Here is a 20374-nt window from a genome sequence, read left to right on the forward strand (position 1 = left end):
GGCCGCGAAGGCGGCGCTGCCCACGGCAAGCATCGACACCAGGCAGATCAGCCCCAGTGCCAACCATGGCCGACTATGCAAACGGTGCTGTGGAACCATCCGACCAAGCCCTCAACCCAATCTATACTGTAGAGGCTCACAGACTTGCAACAGAGATTGGGACCCCAAACAGGCACATCTGGCCAACGAAAAAGGGCGGCCCGAGGGCCGCCCCTATCCGTTTCGATCCGGCGATGCCGGGCTCGATTACTCTTTGATGGTGACGACGATGCCGGCACCGACGGTACGGCCGCCTTCACGGATGGCGAAGCGCAGCTTCTCTTCCATGGCGATCGGCACGATCAGCTCGACATCGACCGTGATGTTGTCGCCGGGCATAACCATTTCCGTGCCTTCCGGCAGCGACACGATGCCGGTCACGTCGGTCGTGCGGAAGTAGAACTGCGGACGGTAGTTGGTGAAGAACGGCGTGTGACGGCCACCTTCGTCCTTGGTCAGGATGTAGGCTTCGGCCACGAACTTCTTGTGCGGCTTCACCGTACCGGGTTTGGCCAGAACCTGGCCGCGCTCGACACCTTCACGATCAACGCCGCGCAGCAGCGCGCCGATGTTGTCGCCGGCCTGGCCCTGATCGAGCAGCTTGCGGAACATCTCGACGCCCGTGCAGGTCGTCTTGGTCGTCGGACGGATGCCGATGATTTCCAGTTCCTCGCCGACCTTGACGATGCCGCGCTCGACGCGGCCGGTCACGACCGTGCCACGGCCCGAGATCGAGAACACGTCTTCAATCGGCATCAGGAACGGCTTGTCCAGCGGACGAACCGGCGTCGGGATGTAGGCATCGACCGCAGCCATCAACTCGCGGATCGCGTCTTCGCCGATGGTCTTGTTGGAATCTTCCAGAGCAGCCAGAGCCGAACCCTTGACGATCGGAATGTCGTCGCCGGGGAACTCGTTCTTCGACAGAAGCTCGCGAACCTCGAGCTCGACCAGTTCGAGCAGCTCGGCGTCGTCGACCTGGTCGACCTTGTTCAGGAACACCACGATCGACGGCACGCCGACCTGACGGGCAAGCAGGATGTGCTCGCGGGTCTGCGGCATCGGGCCGTCGGCGGCCGACACGACCAGGATCGCGCCGTCCATCTGCGCGGCGCCGGTGATCATGTTCTTCACATAGTCGGCGTGGCCGGGGCAGTCGACATGGGCGTAGTGGCGCGCTGCCGTCTCGTATTCGACGTGCGCCGTCGAAATCGTGATGCCGCGGGCCTTCTCTTCGGGCGCCGCATCGATCTGGTCGTAGCGCTTGTATTCGCCAAAATACTTCGTGATCGCCGCCGTCAGCGACGTCTTGCCATGATCGACGTGGCCAATCGTGCCAATGTTCACATGAGGCTTGTTACGCTCGAATTTACCTTTTGCCATAGTCTCTTTCCTTGGACGGCCTTGACCTTCAGTTCAGTTGAATGCGGGGCGATTAGCGACTACGGCCGAAAAACACAAGTGCCTTGTGGCCGGGTGCGCTGTCCACTCGGTCTCAACCGATGATCCGATTGCGGGGATGTGGCGCTGATATAGGAACGCGCGAGCGGAAATGAAATGGGGGCTGCGGGCTCCAGCACCTGTTTGCTATTCCCGCCCATGTCCTGTCCCGCCCATGTCCTGGCCTTTGCCTGCCGGATGTGCAGCCGGCGCCTGGCCCATTGCCGCTACGGCGGCGGTCTGATTTGGTTGCCCCATGCAATTCATACCGACCTCCATACGCGGCCCGCTGTTCATGATCGTTTCGACGGGGTCGTACCTCGTCAACGACACGATGATGAAACTCGCGACCGCGGGCTTGCCGTCCTATGAAGTGCTGTTCCTGCGCGGGGTCGCGGCCACGCTATGGGGCATGCCGCTGCTGTTCCTGCTGGGCTATGGCAGGCAGATCCCTTTGATCTTCGACAAACGCGTGCTGCGCCGCAACCTGCTCGAGCTCGCGGCCATCCTCTGTTACGTCGTGGCGCTGGCCAACATGCAGATCGCCGATTCGACCGCGCTCGGGCAGATCACCCCGCTTTTGATGCTGGTCGGCTCCTCCATCCTGTTCGGCGAACGGATCGGCGGCGTGCGCATGGCGCTGATCGGGCTCGGTTTCGTCGGTGCGCTCATGGTGGCCCAGCCGACTATGCAGGGCATCTCGGTCTATGCGTTGCTGGCGCTCGGCAACGCAGCATTGGCGGCGGCGCGCGATCTTGCCGGCAGGCGGGTCGCGGCCGAGGTGCCGGGCATGATCGTCGCCATTTCCGCCGTCGTGGTGGTGCTGATCGGCGCGGGCGCCGCGCATCTCGTTTCCGAGCGCTGGGTGATGCCGGAAGCCCGGCACCTGCTGCTCATGGCCGGCGCCGGATTATTCCTGATCTTCGGCCATTTCTTCATCTTCATGGCCTATCGCGTCGGTCCGACCGGCGTCGTGGCGCCGTTCTACTACTGCTTCACCGTCTGGGCGGTCATCTCAGGCGTGCTGGTATTCGGGCAGTTCCCGAATGCCCTGGCGGTCTGCGGCATCCTGCTGGTGGTCGCGAGCGGGCTGACCATCGTCTCGCTTGATGAACGCAAACGCAGGCTGACCGTCGTCGCCTGACCTTTAAGTCAACGCGTCGAAGCAGGTTTGGCCGTCCTGCGGTCAGCCAGTCGGCAGACTGGTGCCTAAAGCGTTCGCTTGCCGGAGAACTGGTGATAGGCCCACAGCACGACGACCGCGCCGATAACGGCGACGATCAGGCTCCAGATGTTGAGGCCGGTCACGCCCGTGGCGCCAAAGGCGCTGAAGATCAGCCCTCCGACGATGGCGCCGACAATGCCGAGCACGATATCCATGATCAAGCCCTGGCCGGTCTTGTTGACGATCTTGCTGCCGATAAAGCCGGCGATGACGCCGAGGATGATCCAGCTGATAATGCCCATTTTTCCTCTCCATTCCCCGCCCGCCGATCATGGTCACATGATTGTCAAAAGCTCAAGCCAACTTGAAATTCCGCCCGCATGGTCCATTGTAGCCGGCGGGACGGGCTTGGTCGTTATGGAGGATTGACCTATGGGACTCTTTGACAACGCCGTACCCGGCGGCAACATCACCAAACCGCTGATGATCGCGCTCGGCGCGCTGCTGGTGGGAAAGATGCTGAGCGGCAGAAGCGCCGAACAGACGAGTGCCGAAGAGACGGGCGAGCCCGCCCAGCCTCAAACGCCAGCCCCCACCGGAACCACGGCCTCAGGCGACGGCGGCCTGCTTGGCGGACTGGGCGGACTGCTCGACAAGCTCAAGAATGCCGGCCAAGGCAATGTTGCTGACTCCTGGGTCGGCACCGGGCAGAACCAGCCGATCAACGCCAATGATCTCGGCAAGGCGATCGGCCCGCAGGTCATTCGAGAGATCGCTCAAAGGACCGGGCTGGACGAGCAGGAGTTGCTCAAGCAATTGTCCACAGCCCTGCCAGGCATTGTCGACAGACTGACGCCGAACGGACAGGTGCCGCAGCAACACCAGGTCGCGTCCGCCTTCAACAGCTAGACTTCTGCGCCTGCATCACGCGCAAACACGCCCGGCACCGCCTTGCGGCTGTCGGGCGTTGCTGCGACCAGCGCCGCGAACCGTCTGGCAGTCGACGCATCGACCGGCGTGTAGAGGGAAACCGAGAAATCACTGTCGCGGCCACCCGGCTGCAGCGTGGCGAAATCGAACGACATCGCGCCGGCGACAGGGTGCCGAATGGATTTCCGCCAGATCGGTGGCTCGGCGATGTCGCGGCTGTTCCAGCACGTGGCGAACGCTTCGCTTGCCGCTTCCAGTGACGAAACCAGCGCAGCCAGCACCGGATCGCGAGTCATGGCGACAGTGGCAAGCCGGAACTGCGCCGCCGCCGAGCGCGAAACCTCCGGCCAGTCGACAAAGCGCTGCCGCCATTCCAGGTCGAGAAACAGCCGGGCGAGCAGGCTGCCGGACCACTCATCATCCGTCTCGAAATCCCCGAGCAGCACCGCCGCCGGATGGTTACAGGCGACGACCTGCCAGTAGCGATTGACGACATATGCCGGGTGCGGCGCCAGCCCGTCGAGCAGGCTGAGCAACGGCGCGCTGGGCAGGCCTTGCGCGCCGAGCCGGTTTCGCCAATCGAGATCGGGCCGCGCCAATTGGAAGAGATAGGCCTGCTCCGACCGGCTCAGTCTCAGCACCCGCGCCAGCGAGCGAAGCACCTGCGGCGACGCGTTCACCTCCCGTCCCTGCTCGAGCCAGGTGTACCAGGTGGTGCTGATCCCCGCCTCGGCGGCGACCTCTTCGCGCCTGAGGCCCGGCGCCCGGCGGCGGCCATTGGCGCCATCGATCCGCGGCAAGCGGTCCCGCCGCTCGCGCAGGAAGCGGGCAAGCTCATCGTGCCGTGGGCCGTCGTATGGCATGCAGTCACCTCCGATACCAGTATAAGCTATAGTCTTGTACTACTTTAAAGGAAAGCTAGGTTGCGGGCGATCGAACATCAGCCCACGGGACTTCGACAATGAATGCGCTCAATGAAATCCGTCAGATCGACTACACCGTCATCTTCGCCCGCGACATGGCCGCCATGCGGCACTTCTACGGGGATGTGATGGAATTTGATCTGCAGCGCGAACTCGGCGACAGGTGGATCGAATATCGGGTCGGCCCGAACACGCTGGCCTTGACCAGCCTCGGCATGATGTTCAACGACACGCCGCAGCAGCGGGATGCGCTGTCGCTTCAGCTGGCATTCCGGGTGGCGCCGGAGATGGTCGCTGCTTGCGCCGAGGCGCTTCAGGCCAAGGGCGTGCAGCCGGTCCTGCCGCTCACCGACCAGGAATGGGGCCACAGGACAGTGTTCTTCCGCGATCCGGACGGCAACGTTGTCGAGATATTCGCTGAGATCTGATGCGGAGTGGGGAGTTTGGAGCGGGTAGCGGGAATCGAACCCGCATATTCAGCTTGGAAGGCTGCTGCTCTACCACTGAGCTATACCCGCATCGTCCTCAAGGTTCGCGGGCTGGCAGTGGTGGAGAGGGTTGGATTCGAACCAACGTAAGCTAAGCTAACGGATTTACAGTCCGTCCCCTTTAACCACTCGGGCACCTCTCCAGCCTGCCGTCGAAGCCTTGCAACGAGGCATTCTCGCCGATCAGGTCGAAACCAGGGTTTTGTCCGAAATCAGCGAAGCGCCTTATGGCGGCAAGGCCAGTGGGTGTCAACCGCACCCCAAGGCAAAATGCGCTGATTTTGACAGCTCACCCGGCAAGCCGGCTTTCTGCCTGTATCCATGGCCCGGCGACGCGGCTATAGAAGCCGGCCATGAGCAATGACAACACGCCCAAGACCGCCAAAGACACCCACTACGCCAAGCTGCGCCGCGCCCATCGCGACGAGAAGGCCGGCGGCGCGCCTGCCTTCCGGCCGCGCCAGCCGGTGCCGCCGGGCGAGAACGCCGCCGACGGGCTGGTGCGGCTTTATGGCCTGCACACGGTGCGCGCCGCGCTCGACAATCCGCGCCGGCGGATCAGAAAGATGTTGGTGACGCGCAATGCCGCCGAGCGGCTGGCGATCGCCGACCTCGCCGCTTTGCCGTTCAAGGCCGAACTGGTCGAGCCGAAGGACATCGACAAGATCACCGGTTCGGACGCCGTCCACCAGGGCGTGCTGATCGAGGCCGAGCCGCTGAAGCCCAAGCGCCTTGACGCGCTCGGCGATACCAAACTGGTGCTGGTGCTCGACCAGGTCACCGACCCGCACAATGTCGGCGCCATCCTGCGCTCGGCGGTCGCCTTCGGCGCCGGTGCGCTGATCACCACGGCCCGCCACAGCCCGCAGGAATCCGGCGTGCTGGCCAAATCCGCCTCCGGCGCGCTGGAACATATCGACCAGATCGAGGTGAAGAACCTCGCCGACGCGCTGGAACAGCTGCACGAAGCCGGCTTCCAGACCATCGGCCTCGATTCGGACGGGCCGGCCGAACTCGAAACGGGTTTTTCAGGCGAGAAGATCGCGCTGGTGCTTGGCGCCGAAGGCAAGGGCCTGCGCCAGAAGACGCGCGAGACGGTGACCACGCTCGCCCGCCTTGACATGCCCGGCGCCATCCGCTCGCTCAACGTGTCGAATGCGGCGGCGGTGAGCCTTTATGCGGCACGGGCTTTCCTGAAACGCAGCTGAGCCGGAAGCGACAGCCTTCCAGCGAGAACGAAAACGGGCTCCGGTGACGGACGCAGGAACCCGTTCTTGTCAGGCAAGAGTTGGCGGCTCGGGAACGTTGCGCCGCTCTCCTGCCTATGCTGCTTTGCCCTTGGCTTCGGTTGCTTCGTCGCCGACCTCGAAATTGGCCATCCGCTCCAGCGCGCGAACCAGCGCCGAATGATCCTCCTTCGCCCCGCCATTGGCGGCGCAGGAATTGAACAGCTGCTGCGTGGTCGACGTATTGGGCAGCGAGACACCGAGTGCCTTGGCGCCTTCCAGCGCCAGGTTGAGATCCTTCTGGTGCAGTTCGATGCGGAAGCCCGGCGCGAAGGTGCGCTTTATCATGCGCTCGCCATGCACCTCGAGGATGCGCGATGCCGCCAGCCCGCCCATCAGCGCCTGCCGGACCTTGGCGGGGTCGGCGCCGGCTTTTGAGGCAAAGACCAGCGCCTCGGCGACCGCCTCGATGGTCAGGGCCACGACGATCTGGTTGGCAACCTTGGTGGTCTGGCCGACGCCGTTCGGGCCGACAAGCGTGATGTTCTTGCCCATCTTTTCGAACACGGGCTTGGCGCGCTCGAACGCCTTGTCCTCGCCGCCGACCATGATGGTCAGCGACGCCGCCTTTGCGCCGACCTCGCCGCCCGACACCGGCGCGTCAAGATAGTCGCAGCCGAGATCGTTGATTTTCTTGGCGAAAACCTTGGTCTCGATCGGCGAGATCGAGCTCATGTCGATGACCAGCTTGCCCTTGCTCAGGCCGGAAGCGACACCGTTCTCGCCGAACAGCACCTCGGCTACCTGCGGGGTGTCGGGAACCATGGTGATGATGATATCCGCGGCCTTCGCCACTGCCGCGTGGCCGGTGATGCTTCTCAAGCCCTTGGCGACGAGATCGGCCGGCGGCTTCGAGCGGTGGTCGCTGGCGACGACGGTGTAGCCGGCATCGAGCAGATGCCCCGCCATCGGCGCGCCCATGATGCCGAGGCCGATGAAGCCGATGGTTTCCATTGTTGTCTCCTTTGTTGAGGCTGAGTTCCTTCGCGCCCCCCTCTGGCCTGCCGGCCAATCTCCCCCACTTGTGGGGAGATTGGCAGTTTCGGCGCCTCGCTCACCCTGCAATGTTGGGGATTGGCGAAAGCCGGGATGACGTCCGATCTCCCCACCTGTGGGGGAGATTGGCCGGCAGGCCAGAGGGGGGCGCGAAGGAACGCGACTTCAATCGTAACAGCTAAGCCGCGGCACTCCCCTGCCCGTTAAGCTCCCGAAACCACCCCAGCCCAGCCTCCGTCCCCGCCTTCGGTTTGTATTCCGCTCCGACCCAGCCGGAATAGCCGATCCTGTCGATATGCTCGTAGAGGAAGGGATAATTGATCTCGCCCGTCCCCGGCTCGTGACGGCCGGGATTGTCCGCAAGCTGGATATGCGCGATGCGGCCGAGGTTTGCCTCGATGGTACGGGCGAGATCCCCCTCCATGATCTGCATGTGATAGATGTCGTATTGCAGATAGAGGTTCTTCGAGCCGACGCGGTCGATCAGCGCCAGCGCCTGGTTCGAATAGTTCAGGAAGAAGCCCGGGATGTCACGCGTGTTGATCGGCTCGATCAAAAGCCGGATGCCGGCCTGCTCCAGTTTCTCGGCCGCAAACGCGAGGTTCTCGGCTAAAGTATTTTCCAGCACCGAACGATCCACGCCCTGCGGCGCGATGCCGGCGAGGCAATTGACCTGCTCGCAGCCGAGCGCATGGGCATAGCTGATCGCCTTGGCGATGCCTTGCCGGAATTCCGGCGCGCGGTCGGGCAAAACCGCGATGCCGCGCTCGCCCTTGCCCCAGTCGCCGGCCGGGAGGTTGAACAGCACCTGTGTCAGGCCGTTCTTCTTCAGCCGGGCCGCGACCACGTCAGGCGTATGATCATAGGGGCCGATATATTCGACGCCCTTGAAGCCGGCGCGGGCTGCGGCATCGAAGCGATCGAGGAACTCATGCTCGCCAAAGAGCATCGACAGATTGGCTGAAAAACGCGGCACTCTTTTTCTCCTTCTTCTGCTTGGCCCTAGGCGTGTTGAGATTCAGGTCGGGCAGAGTCGAAAACGGTGACTTTCGAGAACCGGAGCGGAACGTACTTTCTGTACGTGAGCACCGGAAGCGCAGGAAGGCGCCGTTTGCAGGCCTGTCTCACCTGAATATCGGCGCGCCTAATCGAGCAACACAATCGCCGTCGGCGCATCCTCATGGCTTTCGGCAAGGTCCTCGAATTCGGTGATCTTGTCGATTTCCGTGCCCATGGAAATGTTGGTGACGCGCTCGAGGATGAATTCGAGCACCACCGGCACCTGGTATTCCTTCATCAGCCGCTGCGCTTCCTTGAACGCGCCGGCGAACTCTTCCGGTTTGCGCACCCGGACCGCCTTGCAGCCCATCGCTTCTGCGACCGCGACATGATCGACGCCGTAGCCGGCCTCCGGATCGTTGGCGCGGTTGACGTTCTCGAAGGCCAGGCTCACCTCGAAATCCATCGCAAAACCGCGCTGCGCCTGGCGGATCAGGCCGAGATAGGCATTGTTCACGACGACATGGATATACGGCAGTTTGTGCTGTGCGCCGGCCGCCAGTTCCTCGATCATGAACTGGAAGTCGTAGTCGCCCGACAGCGCCACGATGGTGCGATCCGGATCGGCGGCGCGCACGCCAAGCGCTGCCGGCAGCGTCCAGCCGAGCGGGCCGGCCTGGCCGCAATTGATCCAGTTGCGCGGCTTGTAGACATGCAGGAACTGCGCCCCGGCGATCTGCGAGAGGCCGATCGTGGTGACGTAGGTGGTGTCACGGCCGAACGACTTGTTCATCTCCTCATAGACGCGCTGCGGCTTCAGCGGCACCTGCTCGAAATGCGTCTTGCGCTTCATCGTCTTCTTGCGGGTCTGGCATTCCTTCGCCCAGCCCGACCAGTCGCGCAGCTTTCCTGCCGTCTTCCATTCGGTGGCGACGTCGAGCAGCATCTTTAGTGCCGCACCGGCGTCCGAGACGACGCCGAGATCCGGCGCGAACACCCGGCCGATCTGGGTCGGTTCGATGTCGACATGGATGAATTTCTTGCCCTTGGTGTAGACATCGACCGAACCGGTGTGGCGGTTGGCCCAGCGATTGCCGATGCCAAAGACGAAATCGGCTTCCAACATCGTCGCATTGCCGTAGCGATGCGAGGTCTGCAGCCCGCACATGCCGGCCATCAGCCGGTGGTCGTCGGGGATCGCGCCCCAGCCCATTAGCGTCGGGATGACCGGCACGCCCGTTATCTCGGCAAATTCGATCAACAGATCCGACGCATCGGCGTTGATGATGCCGCCGCCGGCGACGATCAGCGGCTTTTCCGCGGCATTGAGCATCGCCAAGGCCTTTTCGGCCTGGGCGCGCGACATTGCCGGCTTGAACGGGACCAGCGGTTCATAGGCATCGATATCGAATTCGATCTCGGCCAATTGCACGTCGACCGGCAGGTCGATGAGCACCGGGCCCGGTCGCGACGAGCGCATCAGGTGAAATGCCTTCTGCAGCGCCATCGGCACGAGATAGGGCTCCATGACCGTGACCGCCAATTTGGCGACGGGTGCGGCTATGGCGGCGATATCGACAGCCTGGAAATCCTCCTTGTTGAGCCGTGCCCGCGGCGCCTGACCAGTGATGCACAGGATCGGGATGGAGTCCGCCGCCGCCGAATAGAGCCCGGTGACCATGTCGGTGCCGGCCGGGCCCGACGTGCCGATGCACAGCCCGATATTGCCTGATTTAGCTCTCGTGTAGCCCTCGGCCATATGCGAGGCCGCCTCGACATGGCGCGCCAGGATGTGGCGGATCGAGCCCCTCGCCTTCAGCGCCGAATAGAACGGATTGATCGCCGCGCCCGGCACGCCGAAGCCGCAGGAAACGCCTTCCTTTTCGAGAACGAGAACCGCTGCATCTACAGCGCGCATCCTGGCCATGTCCAGCCTCCTCAAGATTGTTGGTTGGTTAACAATGCCAGTGTCGTTTTCATTTTTCAATTTTTTCAGAATAATTTTTCATTTCGAGAAAACCGCTTCTATACCCTGATTCCCCTGGCTTTTTCGTTTTTCATGAATCCGGCCATCAAAATCGATGAAAAAGTTTTTCATTGCGATTTCGGCGAAACCGGCGACAATGCCGCCATGGAAACCAGCGAAAAACGCCAGCGCGGCCGGCCGCGCGCTTTCAACGGTCCGTCCGAGGCCGGTTCTGTGCAGTCGCTGGACCGGGCCTTGCGCATCCTGGCCATCGTCGCTGAAGGCAGTGGCCTGTCGCTGAGCGAGATTTCGGCGCGTAGCGAGCTCGCGGCGTCCACCGCCTACCGCATGCTGACGACGCTGCAGAACCACGGCATGGTCGAGTTCGATACATCGGACCAGCTGTGGTCGATCGGCGTCGAGACCTACCGCATGGGTGCCGCCTTCCTGCGCCGCCGCAAGCTTGTCGACCGGGCCCGCGTGGTCATGCAGGAATTGATGGAGAAGACCGGTGAAACCGCCAATCTCGGCGTCGCCGAGGACGATTGCGTCGTTTTCGTCAGCCAGGTCGAGACCCATCAGGCGATCCGCGCCTTCTTCCGCCCGGGCACGCGCAGCTCCTTCCATGCCTCGGGCATCGGCAAGGCGGTGCTGGCGCAGCTCGAGCCGGAACGCGTCGCCGCCATTCTGCGCAAGTCGGGCCTGCAGCGCTTCACCGACAAGACGCTGTCCGACATTTCGGCGCTGGCCCATGACCTGGCTGTCATCAAGCACCGCGGCTGGTCGGTCGACGACGAGGAGCGGCATCCCGGCATGCGCTGCGTGGCCGCCGCCATTTTCAACGAGTTCGGCGAGCCGATCGGCGGTGTCTCGGTCTCCGGACCGACGGTGCGGGTGACGATGGAGCGGCTGGACGAGATCGGGCCGCTGGTGCGCGACGCCGCCGCTGAGGTGACGAGGATGATCGGCGGGTTCCGATTATAATGCGGAGAACGCTTCAGCTTTTGCTCGCCGCTTCACTGTGCGGATGCGTGGCGACGGCGCCCGAGCCCGCCCCTGTCTCCCAGCAAGTCAGCGAGATTCCGATCTCGCTCGCTTTGGAGGAGACAATCACGATCGGCATTCGCCAGCATTTGCAGGATCCTGTATCCGCCAAATTCGGGACGATGCGTGCCGGCGAGCGAACGCTCGACGGCCGCCGCGAAATCCTGGTCTGCGGCCATGTCGCTGCAAAGACGTCGTCCGGTGGTCATACAACAGACCAACCGTTCGCCGCCAAGATCTATCCGGATGAAGGAAGCAGCTTCGAACTCATCGCCATGGGCGATCAATCGCAGAATGCGAGTGTTGCCCGCATCTGCCGTGCAGCGGGATTGCCGATCTCCGAACCGTAGCCCGCACCGCGGCGCGCTCAAATCAGGAAGGAGGGGCTGCGTACAGCCGCTCCTTTCCGTGTGGGGGTGCCTCCTCCTAAAGGCGGCAATAGTGGCGGTAGCCGTCATAGCCGACATAGGTGTCGGAGTACGGATCGTAACTGGCGTAGCGGTTGGCGCAGCGGCGGACGTGCCAGGAGCCACCCTCGTCGTCGACATAGACGGTGCGGGGCTGCTGGTTGAGCAGGCTGCCGAGCACGAACCCGCCGACGCCGGCGGCGATGCCGATGCCGATTTCGCGGTTGTGGTGATGGCTGTGGGCGGCCGAGGGCTGGACGGTGCCGACCAGCGAGGTGGCGGCGACGGTGCTGGCGATGAGGGCAGAAGCGATTTTGCGCGTGAACATGACGATCTCCTTGTTTCGTTGCGAGAGGCGATCCATCCGCCTCTTGATCATCTGTCGTTTCGGCGCGGAAAAAGGTTCGAAAGAATTTGGGATTTTCTTGAAGGCTGGAAATCAGCCGATGGAAACCATGATCTGATCGATCGAGCGCTAAACGCAAAAAAGGGCGGCCGAAGCCACCCTTCCGCGAGGCAGGTCGTCTCGCTCAAAGGAAGATGATCACCTTCCCGTGGTGATGATGATGCTTGTGGTGATGGTGCTTGTGGTGATGGTTCCACCACCACCAGGGCTTGTCGTGATGCTTATGGTGATGGTGGTGATGATGGCCGTGAGCGGAGGACGACTGGACGGTACCGGCGAGCGCGCCGGTGGCGAGGAAGATGGCGACCAGGCCCGAAGTAAGAGTGCGCTTCAACATGATGATCTCCTTGATCGAGGCGACCATTCGCCTCTGGAGATCAGTCGCGGTGACGTGGTGAAAGGTTCGAGGTTTTAAGCGAGTACCGAGTAATCAATGGTCCGAAAGGCGTTTGCCCATTCACCATTCACCATTCATCCCATCCCAGTCACATGCCGCAGCCAAAACGCCATCGCGATAAAACCGACGATGGCGGCGATGCCGGTCCAGTCGACATTGGCGCTCTTCACGTCCCTGATGAGCTTTACCGCAAGCAGCCAGGCAATGACGACAAGCGGCAGGATGATGACAAGTCTGATCATGCGACACCCCGTTCGATGCGTTTGCACCTGAGAGATATGTAGGGATCGCATTGGCGGTTTTCAGCATGGCGGCCCGCCCACCTCGGCGGGGTCCATTAGCGATCGAAAACGGAGTTTTGTCTTTACTGGCGCACGAAATATGCTAACCGGAGCGCCGTGCCCTTGTAGCTCAGCTGGTAGAGCAGCGGTTTTGTAAACCGAAGGTCGGCGGTTCGATTCCGTCCGGGGGCACCAGCAAAATCAATAACTTAGGTGAATTCAGTGGTTCTCAAAGGACTAGGATTGCCGAGCCTGGGTAGTCGCAGGGGTAAAATGCGCCGCGGTTCGAGTCCCTCAGGCGGCACCATCTTCCGGCAATTTTCTGATATTGAAAAGCGCGGTATTGTGGCGCGAACGCCAGGGGCGCGGCGAACCGGCTAAACCCACATGCCAGCGGGTGGCTGGCATGTTCGGTCGCGTTGTCTTGTCTATGTTTCTGCTAGGCGCTCATAGGCGCTGTGGCGGTTCTCAGAACGTCCAAAGCGGCGCAAATGACATGGCCGCGCTTGAACAGCGGGTTTGGATTGTTGCCCCGCTTGATGGAAATCGCCCGTTCGTTGAAACTTAGCTCTAGGAGGTGCAGCACCGCCTCGACATGCTTCATGTCTTCGATGAGCTTTTCGCGTTGCGCCTGATCGGCCTGTAGCTTGCCGCCGATCTCGGCATGAAGCCGGACGAGCGCATAGAGTGCTGGTTTGTGATCCATGCCGGAAAAGATAGGCTCAGGCTGGATTCAAATCCCCTGGCGTTTGCGCCATAATACCGGAAAAGTGCGTATGCTGCGGTCACGTCAAAAGTGAGTCGCGCTGATGGTTGCCAAAGAAATTCAAGCTGTACTCGACCGGGAAAAGCCTTGGTTTGATTTGGCTCGAATGGTGCTGACCGCGCTAGGGTTTGCGATTGCGTGTTTTGTAGGAGTGAAATACGCAATCGAAAAACATACATCATGGTTTGATCTAATCGTGCGCCTTCTGCCGTTGGTTGCACCGGTCTGCTTTGCCCGTTTATATGCACAAGAACGGTAGTCACCGTGCATCGAATAGGTGACCTTCTGCTCCCGATTCTTGCCGGTTCAAGGCAGGAAATGCCCATGGCTCTTCAAATATTTTGGGTGGTGTCTTTGCTATTCATCGCGCTACCCGCAAACCGCATCATCTACTTAGCGGCGGCGGCGTTGAACCATCAATAAGCGGGTCCGCTCTTAACCGCTGCCGCGCAGCCGTGGAAGCCGCCGGATGTGGCCAATCCGTTGAGCATCCCGGAAGGGTGGCCCCGTTGCCATCCCGTCCACGCGCTTGCCGGATAGCGCGTGGGCTGTTCGTCCGGTGAATGCGCATGGTGATGACAACGGGCCGTCGCAGCCGCTGACGCTGCCCGATTGGCCTGACCCGACCAAGACGCCGCTGCCCTACCCCTGTGACCCCATGCCGACTTTCCCCTCCTAAGGTAGTAATTGCGTAGTGAACTTGGGACGTGGCCCGTTGCCGCCCTGTCACTCAGTCGCGTGGGCTAGCACCGTTTCCTTAGCGGGTGACGACGGACATAGACTATCATGGAACCCGCGAGGGACCCACTACCTCCGCATAGTATCCCCCCGATCGCGTTTCTTTGATATGATCCGCGCGGAGGATCTGAGGCGCGCGCGATGGAGGGTTGAAATGCCACATGTGAGGTCGACAGCGCTTGGCCAAATGAAATTTGAAAGCGGTATGGCGGGAAACGTGCTCCTCGCAGCACTATTCGCGCCATTTCTCTGCCTCGGAATCATGTTGCTGACCTTAATTGTCGGAGAAGGCGGCAAGGAGGGCTACCAAATTCTATGGTTGGCAATCGGTCTTACACTGGTTGGTGGCACGGGAATTTGGTGGTTTGGGCGAGCGTTGTTCGAAGAAAAAGACTGGGTGTTGTTAGACCCAGAAGGCTTCACCTATAAGGAAGGAAATAATAAATTTAGACACCTCTGGTCCGACTGTACGGGCGTGAAAATTAGCGGTAGTTCTTTGCATCAGTATGTCAAAGTATCGCTTGTACGGCCAACATCGGATGCACCGAACGGCGTTTTTGAATTTCCTCTGTTCTGCCAGCCAGCGTCTACAGTCCATTCTTTTATTACGAATTGCAAAGCGAGGACGGCTCCGCAAGCGAAGACGCCTCCGCCTGTCATATATCTTTAGCCACAGGATATGGGGACTGCTACGGAGGCTCTGTCGGCGACTGCGTGACTGAAGGCGCGCTCGAAATCGCAAGAAAAAGTCTGATCTACCCCTACTATACCCTTTGCCACGCCCGCCGTGCTGAAAGCATGAGCGATCTCTGAATTCACAGCCAATTCGTCGCTCGCCAATTGCACCAGCGTCTGTTTGGATATTTGCTGCCGTAGCCGCTTTGGAGAACTCGATTGTGCATCGATCAGATCTGCCTCTGGGCATATTAGCGAAGAATCGCCGGTAGCCGCACGAGAACCGTGGAATCGGAAACTGGGAGGAGCTGGTGACCGCAGACGAATTGATGAACCTGAGCCAAGCCTACCGGCTGATTTGCAAGGCGCTTAAAGACAAAGCGATAGCGGAGCGCCGGTTGCTATCAGCATTGGCCGAATCCAAAATCCGAGCAACCGCGGGTATATTAAGACCAAACTATGACGACGGCCGCGACGCGGACCGAGATGAAGACCTCGCTTTCCCGTCTCCAATGTACATCCATTGTCGCCGCTATTGGCTAGAGACCGCCCTTTCGGAGTGGGACATTCAACCTCGTGGCACCACCAAGAAGCGTGGCCAGGAGGGAAAGCGCCCCACCGTAAAGGTCCTCAGGATGGAAGACTTGATCGCCGAGGGTGAATGAGATCATGCGCATGGCCATCCATCCTAGAGCTTAACAGGTCGCCTCGCCCGAGCGGACGCACAGTCCTCGTTAAACGCTAGGAATCTATCTATCGGCTCAGCTTTTCGTCAAATCGGGCGACCTGCTTGCCACCCCTTGCCCGGGGCCCAAAACAACCAACATCAAGGTGAAACCCATGACACCCATCAACGAGTGGGCGGATGACGCACGCTACTTCGAAACGCGCTCATTCTCCCGAAACGAAGACCAGACACGCCTCGATCTCCTAATATCCTGCCCGAAATACGGGTTGCGGACGAAGGACCTTCAAAAGCTCCTTCGCTTCGGCCTCATCAGCCCGGAACCACAACCTTCGTTGGCCTCGTCCCTGCACATGCGGGAGCTACGCGCCGAGATTATTGGTGCCCTGCTTGATGCCGTTGAGGTCATCTCTGACAACGACCTCAACGTCGTGACGGTCATCAATCGACATTGGCACCTCGATCCAGCAGCCCTCGATAAGACCAGCGCTGCAGCAATCAAACGCGAGTTCCGAACCCATCTCCAAAGGGCTGGAATCCTGGCTCGCAAGGGACTTCTGGCCGGTTTTCTGCATGGTGAGTTCGAACCTACCAGCCGGACCTATCAGCTTCACTGGCACCTCGTAACGATACGGGAAAAGGCTCAGGCGATCCGACCTGCCCTTAGGGGGCGTTGGGGTTATGTGCGGACCTCTACCGGAGCGGCACCAATCAAAGCGCAACCAGTGAACGACCGGCACAAGCAGCTGTCCTACCTCTTCAAAGCCTTCTGGCCACAGAAAGTAGTCATTGAAATTAACGGTAAGAAAAAGAGGAGGCGGGTAGGAACCAGGATCGATCTCCCTTATCACAATCAGGTTCTCGCTTGGCTTTATAAACAAAAACTGGCGGACATCATGATCACAAACAAGTGTACATATCGATCAAGTCAATTCATCTCGCTACGTTAATGCTTGTATTTCTTGATTTTTAGAGTACGCCTTCAATTTGTACGAAAGTGAACAAAAGACACACACCCAATACAAAACTAAGAGCAATACCAATACAACACTACGTCACCAACGTGCGTCCAAAAACTCGTTGTCACGTCAGTACATGTCACATCCAAAAATGGTGGGACATGGTGGGACGGTGGGCGCGAAATCAACTCGAAAAGGAACGCAAAATGCAAACTGCACACTCTTCGCACTCCAGTGAGCCAAAGCCAGAGTTCAGGATATTGGATGCTCTAGTTGCCCAGACGGGCAGCCACTGGATCAAGTACGGCGTCGGAGACCGGTTTTGCTGGTTCTCGATTCCGGACCTCCAAAGGCACGAAAGCGACGTAATCGTGCGACTATCAGACGCCGGTATCCACCTGCTAAGTCCGGCAGCAAAGAGCAAACTGAAAACCGACATCGAGGCGCACACCCGCTACCGCCACGGACTAGTCGCCCTCCGTCCGGGCTGGATCGAAAACCACTTTGTCCTAGGTGATGGTACGGTTCTCTCGCCCCCTCGAACGTCGCATGAGGTGATTGTCGCGTTCGAACCGAGGTCGAAATTCAAGCCTAAAGGGAGCCTGGCGTCCTGGCAAAGAGAGATCGGTACCATCATTGCCAAACAGCCACTGCCACTCTTCGCACTTGGCGTAGCTTTTGCGGCCCCGCTACTGCGGTTCACGAAGCAACTAAACCCGCAAATCGAATTTGTCGGAGATCCCGAATGCGGAAAGTCATCGGCAGGATTTCTTGCCGCATCGGTATGGGCTGGGGACCCAACCAGTGAAGTTGGCGGCGGCGAGAGTTGGGATTTAACGCTCAACGGTCTCGATCAACATAAAGCCGATCATTCGGACAGTCTGCTGTTCCTGGATGAGGCCGCCCTTTTGGATTCAAGCACGACGGCTGGCAGGGGTGCGGTGAAGCAGGCCGTTTTCAAGGTCGCCAAAAAGGGTGGAAAGAAGCGCTACACCGATACGACAATCGCCCCTAACGTCAATGTTTCCCTCTTCTCCACCAGCAACATGCCTATCCTTGAGTTGCTGAAGCTGAAGGATCTGTCAGGAGGCGCGATAACCACGAGGATGATCACTATCCAAATAGCCAAGGGCAAGGGCCTGCTCGACTCTCTCCCTGACGGCTTCAAGGACATGACAGAGGCGATCAACAAGCTGCTTGATATAGTCAATCGCGAACATGGCACCGCAGGACAGACCTTTGCGCATAGGCTTGTGCTGGAAAGCGCCGCAGATGAGAAAGATTTGATCCAGCGGATCCGCAACCTTGTTAAGCGATTCCGCGCCCTAATGAGGTTGGAACAGCAGGCCAAGGGATCGGCTAGAGTCGAGGAGGTATTCGCGATCATTTATGCCGCGAGCTACCTAGCTCGGAAATGGGGAGTAATCCCTGAAAGCTGGAAAAGTGCGAAGGCTTCAACGTTGGTCGCTTATCGCCGGTACCTGCGCTCTTTTGGCTCGTCTCCGCCTAGTCCCGCTGCCGGCCCCTCTGCACACGAACTCGTGAAAGCATACGCAAAGCGTGAGCGAAAGAACCTGATCCGGGTTGAAGACATCGATCGGCCTCTCAACCCAAAGAAGTTCAAAGTTGCCGCAGGGTTCACTAGGGGAGAAAAAGGGCATCGGGAACTGTTGGTCCCAACTCTCAGGTTTCAACAGCAATTCCCGGGCTACCAGACCCTTCTAAAGGAGCTCAAAAAGATGGCCATGCGATCACGGAAGGGGGTCCGCAAAAGAAGTTGTCGCAGAAGGCGCCACGTCGAATTAGCGACGGCGGCCGCGTCTATCGCATTCGGATTGATTGAGACTAGTGGCGCTACCTTTTCGAAGCCTCGGGCATCAAGCTTCGGCTCCTAAAGTGCGGAGAGCGTTTTTACCGAACGAGACGCGCGATCTGAAAGCGCCCACCGTAAACATCATCAGCTTACAGATTGAGATCTGTGCGTTCGGATAGCGGTTTTGCGATCTCTGCCATGCGGCGCCTATTGATCCTCTCTAGGAATGTCTCCTCGCGAAGCTTGCCCATGTGCTTGTGGACGAACCTGAGAGCCGCGCCATTGCTGCCATAGACGTAGTCAGTGGCGTTGTTCGCGATGTACGTGTTCACCTTCGTTACGAAGGCCGACGGCTGCTTATCCACCAGTTGGCGCCTGAATTCTTCTGTCTTTGTGGCGATGAAAACCCGGTGCGGGCCAATGGGTAGGATTATGTGGGCCTTGGGGCCATTCATCCCGACCGATGCAATCAGGGGCCGGTCAGAGGCGAGAAACTCACGGGCACCATAGAAGTTGCTTACCGTCCACTGCAATTGACCTATGGCTCTGATAGCGGTCTCGACTTGCATCATGCCACTAAGTGCCGTCATGGCGGCCCTCTCGTGGAATGTCGGTCCGAGCAGCTCTAGGTAGTCCTCAGTCGTTTGCGGGTTGCCTTTCATACCGGACCTTTTGAATGCTGCCTGCAAACTTGGGAGATCCGAGAACCAGTCGTATTTCACGTAGTGTTTGAGCCGTCTGATGTCGACCGGCATGCGCATCATCAGAGAAAGCAGAAATTTTATCCATGCAATCGCTTCCTTGGGAGTTGCGTCGGTGCCGAACTTGCCGGTCATTAACCGCCGCATAGCGGCCGCAGCATCCGTGTCGACCGGTCGAGTGAACTCAGTCTCGAAGAGGTTTGCAAAGGGCTCAGGCAGCCCCTCCACTGCATAAAGGCGGTTGATGTAGCCAACTGCACTTGGATGCCGGCGCAAGGGTTTTATTCGCTCGTCGTTCGGGTTCGGTCGGCTGAACTGGACAATTCGCCCATCAGGACCAGCCCATTCCTTCAGGTAGAAGACCGGAAGGAAGTGGTGCTTGTTGGGCTCGTTCTGCTTGAACTCCTTTGTCATTTAGCGTGTATATCGCGCTAGACGCCGACCTTGATACGGCCACTGTTTACCGCGGCTTATCGGCCTGAGCCTACCGTTTGATCTGAGCGGCCATGCGTTTGACGAAAGCTCGGGTCTCCTCAGCCAGCTTTCGCATCCCGGTGCTGGCCTCCTCGTTCACCTCAATGGTTGTTTGGACGGCTTTCATTTCTTCGGCTGACTCTGCGGTCTTCAGCCGCAACAGATAGGCTTTCGCTTCCTGGAGGATGGCATAGGACTCCACGTGAATGATGGCCGCCTTATCTATGGTTGAAGCTACGTCGAGCATTTTTTCGCTCAGCTGCTCAATGTCCGCAAAGAACTGCCGTTCGCGGGCGCGACCGTGCAGCATTTGCGCCACCAGGTTGCCAAACGCCATCAGCACACCGATTGAGATGACGAAGCTGACGACCCGCAGCACTTTGACAGTGTAGCTCTGGCCCTCGGTGGTCGTCTGCGCCCACGTGACCATCGGACCGATAAAGGTCCATGCCCCGCCGAGAATAACCACCACGGTCCCGATCGCGGCAAGGCCGACGAGCAGCTTGGCTGCCCGCTTGCCGTAATATTCTTCGACCTTCCCCAGAAAGCCCAGGTCCACCATCCGAATCGCCCCCGTTAGAGCTACATTCAATATTTGGATACGCGACCCCCAATGTAAGGCTCTCGGCTCTCCAGAACGAAACAGGAACGTACGCCTATCCCGTTTGGAAGCGCACATGTTGTCGAATGACTGGGATGTGGCGCAATGCAGGCAATTTGTTGCCGTAAGCGGTCTGGCAGGGTCTGGGAGGTGAAGGTGCTATAGCTGCCCTTCGCTCGCGCACGGCGGCCTCGA

General features: G+C 59.9%; 23 protein-coding genes and 3 tRNA genes. 12 read left to right on the forward strand and 14 right to left on the reverse strand.

All coding sequences use genetic code 11. The annotated features are described in order from the left end of the window. Window positions 1-246 precede the first annotated feature (246 nt). Window positions 247-1422 (reverse strand): elongation factor Tu, encoded by a 1176-nt coding sequence (gene tuf, locus NLY36_RS01605; protein ID WP_023723394.1) that lies wholly within the window; start codon window positions 1420-1422, stop codon window positions 247-249. A 313-nt stretch (window positions 1423-1735) separates the two neighbouring features. Between tuf and NLY36_RS01610 the strand changes: the two genes are divergently transcribed. Then, complete coding sequence (locus NLY36_RS01610; RefSeq protein ID WP_023735401.1) at window positions 1736-2623, forward strand: DMT family transporter; 888 nt, start codon at window positions 1736-1738, stop codon at window positions 2621-2623. Window positions 2624-2688: 65 nt separating this feature from the next. On the opposite strand, the gene NLY36_RS01615 is transcribed toward NLY36_RS01610, so the two are convergent. Next, a complete protein-coding gene (locus NLY36_RS01615) occupies window positions 2689-2946 on the reverse strand; it encodes a GlsB/YeaQ/YmgE family stress response membrane protein (protein ID WP_023667446.1) in 258 nt (85 codons plus the stop codon). A gap of 130 nt (window positions 2947-3076) precedes the next feature. On the opposite strand from NLY36_RS01615, the gene NLY36_RS01620 reads away from it, so the two are divergent. Continuing rightward, complete coding sequence (locus NLY36_RS01620; protein ID WP_023667447.1) at window positions 3077-3553, forward strand: YidB family protein; 477 nt, start codon at window positions 3077-3079, stop codon at window positions 3551-3553. Here NLY36_RS01620 and NLY36_RS01625 read toward each other — a convergent pair. Next, on the reverse strand, window positions 3550-4437 hold the full coding sequence (locus tag NLY36_RS01625; RefSeq protein ID WP_023735400.1) for a helix-turn-helix transcriptional regulator: 888 nt from the start codon (window positions 4435-4437) through the stop codon (window positions 3550-3552). The genes NLY36_RS01620 and NLY36_RS01625 overlap by 4 nt on opposite strands. A 98-nt stretch (window positions 4438-4535) precedes the next feature. On the opposite strand from NLY36_RS01625, the gene NLY36_RS01630 reads away from it, so the two are divergent. Continuing rightward, window positions 4536-4925, forward strand: coding sequence for a VOC family protein (locus tag NLY36_RS01630; protein WP_023688409.1), 390 nt, complete (start codon window positions 4536-4538; stop codon window positions 4923-4925). Window positions 4926-4941: 16 nt separating this feature from the next. On the opposite strand, the gene NLY36_RS01635 is transcribed toward NLY36_RS01630, so the two are convergent. Together NLY36_RS01635 and NLY36_RS01640 are read right to left on the reverse strand one after the other, a co-directional pair. Continuing rightward, window positions 4942-5015 (reverse strand) — tRNA-Gly (locus NLY36_RS01635). A gap of 28 nt (window positions 5016-5043) precedes the next feature. Further along, window positions 5044-5128, reverse strand: a tRNA-Tyr gene (locus tag NLY36_RS01640). Window positions 5129-5338: 210 nt separating this feature from the next. Here NLY36_RS01640 and NLY36_RS01645 point away from each other — a divergent pair. Continuing rightward, the gene (locus NLY36_RS01645) at window positions 5339-6193 is read left to right on the forward strand and encodes a TrmH family RNA methyltransferase (protein WP_023735399.1); all 855 of its coding nucleotides are present in this window, start codon (window positions 5339-5341) and stop codon (window positions 6191-6193) included. 114 nt (window positions 6194-6307) lie between these two features. Here NLY36_RS01645 and NLY36_RS01650 read toward each other — a convergent pair whose 3' ends face one another. The 3 genes from NLY36_RS01650 to gcl form a co-directional block, all read right to left on the reverse strand. After that, window positions 6308-7336, reverse strand: a complete 1029-nt coding sequence (locus tag NLY36_RS01650; RefSeq protein WP_084026163.1) for a 2-hydroxy-3-oxopropionate reductase — start codon at window positions 7334-7336, stop codon at window positions 6308-6310. A 109-nt stretch (window positions 7337-7445) separates the two neighbouring features. Then, the gene (gene hyi, locus NLY36_RS01655; RefSeq protein WP_023735397.1) at window positions 7446-8243 is read right to left on the reverse strand and encodes a hydroxypyruvate isomerase; all 798 of its coding nucleotides are present in this window, start codon (window positions 8241-8243) and stop codon (window positions 7446-7448) included. A gap of 168 nt (window positions 8244-8411) precedes the next feature. After that, on the reverse strand, window positions 8412-10193 hold the full coding sequence (gene gcl / locus NLY36_RS01660) for a glyoxylate carboligase (protein WP_286461652.1): 1782 nt from the start codon (window positions 10191-10193) through the stop codon (window positions 8412-8414). Window positions 10194-10397: 204 nt separating this feature from the next. Between gcl and bhcR the strand changes: the two genes are divergently transcribed. Then, window positions 10398-11216, forward strand: coding sequence for an HTH-type transcriptional regulator BhcR (bhcR, locus tag NLY36_RS01665; protein ID WP_023681470.1), 819 nt, complete (start codon window positions 10398-10400; stop codon window positions 11214-11216). A gap of 47 nt (window positions 11217-11263) precedes the next feature. Beyond that, entirely contained in the window at window positions 11264-11626 is a 363-nt protein-coding gene (locus NLY36_RS01670; RefSeq protein WP_245259986.1) for a hypothetical protein, read from the forward strand. 76 nt (window positions 11627-11702) lie between these two features. Here the strand turns inward: NLY36_RS01670 and NLY36_RS01675 are convergent, their stop codons facing one another. The 3 genes from NLY36_RS01675 to NLY36_RS01685 form a co-directional block, all read right to left on the reverse strand. After that, the gene (locus NLY36_RS01675) at window positions 11703-12011 is read right to left on the reverse strand and encodes a BA14K family protein (RefSeq protein ID WP_023667455.1); all 309 of its coding nucleotides are present in this window, start codon (window positions 12009-12011) and stop codon (window positions 11703-11705) included. Between the two features lie 202 nt (window positions 12012-12213). Next, complete coding sequence (locus tag NLY36_RS01680; protein ID WP_023695306.1) at window positions 12214-12426, reverse strand: hypothetical protein; 213 nt, start codon at window positions 12424-12426, stop codon at window positions 12214-12216. Window positions 12427-12560: 134 nt separating this feature from the next. Beyond that, complete coding sequence (locus tag NLY36_RS01685) at window positions 12561-12728, reverse strand: hypothetical protein (protein WP_023695307.1); 168 nt, start codon at window positions 12726-12728, stop codon at window positions 12561-12563. 158 nt (window positions 12729-12886) lie between these two features. Here NLY36_RS01685 and NLY36_RS01690 point away from each other — a divergent pair. Further along, window positions 12887-12962, forward strand: a tRNA-Thr gene (locus tag NLY36_RS01690). A 244-nt stretch (window positions 12963-13206) separates the two neighbouring features. Here the strand turns inward: NLY36_RS01690 and NLY36_RS01695 are convergent. Beyond that, window positions 13207-13473 (reverse strand): hypothetical protein, encoded by a 267-nt coding sequence (locus NLY36_RS01695; RefSeq protein WP_023695308.1) that lies wholly within the window; start codon window positions 13471-13473, stop codon window positions 13207-13209. Between the two features lie 103 nt (window positions 13474-13576). On the opposite strand from NLY36_RS01695, the gene NLY36_RS01700 reads away from it, so the two are divergent. From NLY36_RS01700 to NLY36_RS01720, 5 genes are all read left to right on the forward strand, one after another. After that, window positions 13577-13792, forward strand: a complete 216-nt coding sequence (locus NLY36_RS01700) for a hypothetical protein (protein ID WP_156933179.1) — start codon at window positions 13577-13579, stop codon at window positions 13790-13792. Between the two features lie 633 nt (window positions 13793-14425). After that, window positions 14426-14941, forward strand: a complete 516-nt coding sequence (locus NLY36_RS01705) for a hypothetical protein (RefSeq protein ID WP_156933178.1) — start codon at window positions 14426-14428, stop codon at window positions 14939-14941. Window positions 14942-15257: 316 nt separating this feature from the next. Then, entirely contained in the window at window positions 15258-15611 is a 354-nt protein-coding gene (locus tag NLY36_RS01710) for a hypothetical protein (protein ID WP_023735395.1), read from the forward strand. A 175-nt stretch (window positions 15612-15786) separates the two neighbouring features. Continuing rightward, entirely contained in the window at window positions 15787-16581 is a 795-nt protein-coding gene (locus NLY36_RS01715) for a hypothetical protein (protein ID WP_023695312.1), read from the forward strand. 215 nt (window positions 16582-16796) lie between these two features. Next, window positions 16797-18485, forward strand: a complete 1689-nt coding sequence (locus NLY36_RS01720) for a DUF927 domain-containing protein (RefSeq protein WP_023735394.1) — start codon at window positions 16797-16799, stop codon at window positions 18483-18485. Between the two features lie 67 nt (window positions 18486-18552). Here NLY36_RS01720 and NLY36_RS01725 read toward each other — a convergent pair whose 3' ends face one another. Continuing rightward, on the reverse strand, window positions 18553-19518 hold the full coding sequence (locus NLY36_RS01725) for a DUF4238 domain-containing protein (protein ID WP_023695314.1): 966 nt from the start codon (window positions 19516-19518) through the stop codon (window positions 18553-18555). A 70-nt stretch (window positions 19519-19588) separates the two neighbouring features. Beyond that, window positions 19589-20140: a hypothetical protein gene (locus NLY36_RS01730; RefSeq protein ID WP_023695315.1), complete on the reverse strand. Its 552-nt coding sequence runs from the start codon at window positions 20138-20140 to the stop codon at window positions 19589-19591. Window positions 20141-20374 lie beyond the last annotated feature (234 nt).

The sequence above is a fragment of the Mesorhizobium sp. C399B genome, from assembly GCF_030323185.1.
Lineage (GTDB): Bacteria > Pseudomonadota > Alphaproteobacteria > Rhizobiales > Rhizobiaceae > Mesorhizobium.

What these genes read in the sequence shown, in the direction of transcription:
- NLY36_RS01695 (WP_023695308.1), bottom strand. Translation starts at nt 13,473, where the DNA reads ATGGATCACAAACCAGCACTCTATGCGCTCGTCCGGCTTCATGCCGAG.
- NLY36_RS01680 (WP_023695306.1), bottom strand. Translation starts at nt 12,426, where the DNA reads ATGTTGAAGCGCACTCTTACTTCGGGCCTGGTCGCCATCTTCCTCGCC.
- NLY36_RS01705 (WP_156933178.1), top strand. Translation starts at nt 14,426, where the DNA reads ATGCCACATGTGAGGTCGACAGCGCTTGGCCAAATGAAATTTGAAAGC.
- gcl (WP_286461652.1), bottom strand. Translation starts at nt 10,193, where the DNA reads ATGGCCAGGATGCGCGCTGTAGATGCAGCGGTTCTCGTTCTCGAAAAG.
- NLY36_RS01630 (WP_023688409.1), top strand. Translation starts at nt 4,536, where the DNA reads ATGAATGCGCTCAATGAAATCCGTCAGATCGACTACACCGTCATCTTC.
- NLY36_RS01620 (WP_023667447.1), top strand. Translation starts at nt 3,077, where the DNA reads ATGGGACTCTTTGACAACGCCGTACCCGGCGGCAACATCACCAAACCG.
- NLY36_RS01715 (WP_023695312.1), top strand. Translation starts at nt 15,787, where the DNA reads ATGACACCCATCAACGAGTGGGCGGATGACGCACGCTACTTCGAAACG.
- bhcR (WP_023681470.1), top strand. Translation starts at nt 10,398, where the DNA reads ATGGAAACCAGCGAAAAACGCCAGCGCGGCCGGCCGCGCGCTTTCAAC.
- NLY36_RS01625 (WP_023735400.1), bottom strand. Translation starts at nt 4,437, where the DNA reads ATGCCATACGACGGCCCACGGCACGATGAGCTTGCCCGCTTCCTGCGC.
- NLY36_RS01685 (WP_023695307.1), bottom strand. Translation starts at nt 12,728, where the DNA reads ATGATCAGACTTGTCATCATCCTGCCGCTTGTCGTCATTGCCTGGCTG.
- NLY36_RS01675 (WP_023667455.1), bottom strand. Translation starts at nt 12,011, where the DNA reads ATGTTCACGCGCAAAATCGCTTCTGCCCTCATCGCCAGCACCGTCGCC.
- NLY36_RS01700 (WP_156933179.1), top strand. Translation starts at nt 13,577, where the DNA reads ATGGTTGCCAAAGAAATTCAAGCTGTACTCGACCGGGAAAAGCCTTGG.
- NLY36_RS01720 (WP_023735394.1), top strand. Translation starts at nt 16,797, where the DNA reads ATGCAAACTGCACACTCTTCGCACTCCAGTGAGCCAAAGCCAGAGTTC.
- NLY36_RS01725 (WP_023695314.1), bottom strand. Translation starts at nt 19,518, where the DNA reads ATGACAAAGGAGTTCAAGCAGAACGAGCCCAACAAGCACCACTTCCTT.
- NLY36_RS01610 (WP_023735401.1), top strand. Translation starts at nt 1,736, where the DNA reads ATGCAATTCATACCGACCTCCATACGCGGCCCGCTGTTCATGATCGTT.
- tuf (WP_023723394.1), bottom strand. Translation starts at nt 1,422, where the DNA reads ATGGCAAAAGGTAAATTCGAGCGTAACAAGCCTCATGTGAACATTGGC.
- NLY36_RS01645 (WP_023735399.1), top strand. Translation starts at nt 5,339, where the DNA reads ATGAGCAATGACAACACGCCCAAGACCGCCAAAGACACCCACTACGCC.
- NLY36_RS01730 (WP_023695315.1), bottom strand. Translation starts at nt 20,140, where the DNA reads ATGGTGGACCTGGGCTTTCTGGGGAAGGTCGAAGAATATTACGGCAAG.
- NLY36_RS01615 (WP_023667446.1), bottom strand. Translation starts at nt 2,946, where the DNA reads ATGGGCATTATCAGCTGGATCATCCTCGGCGTCATCGCCGGCTTTATC.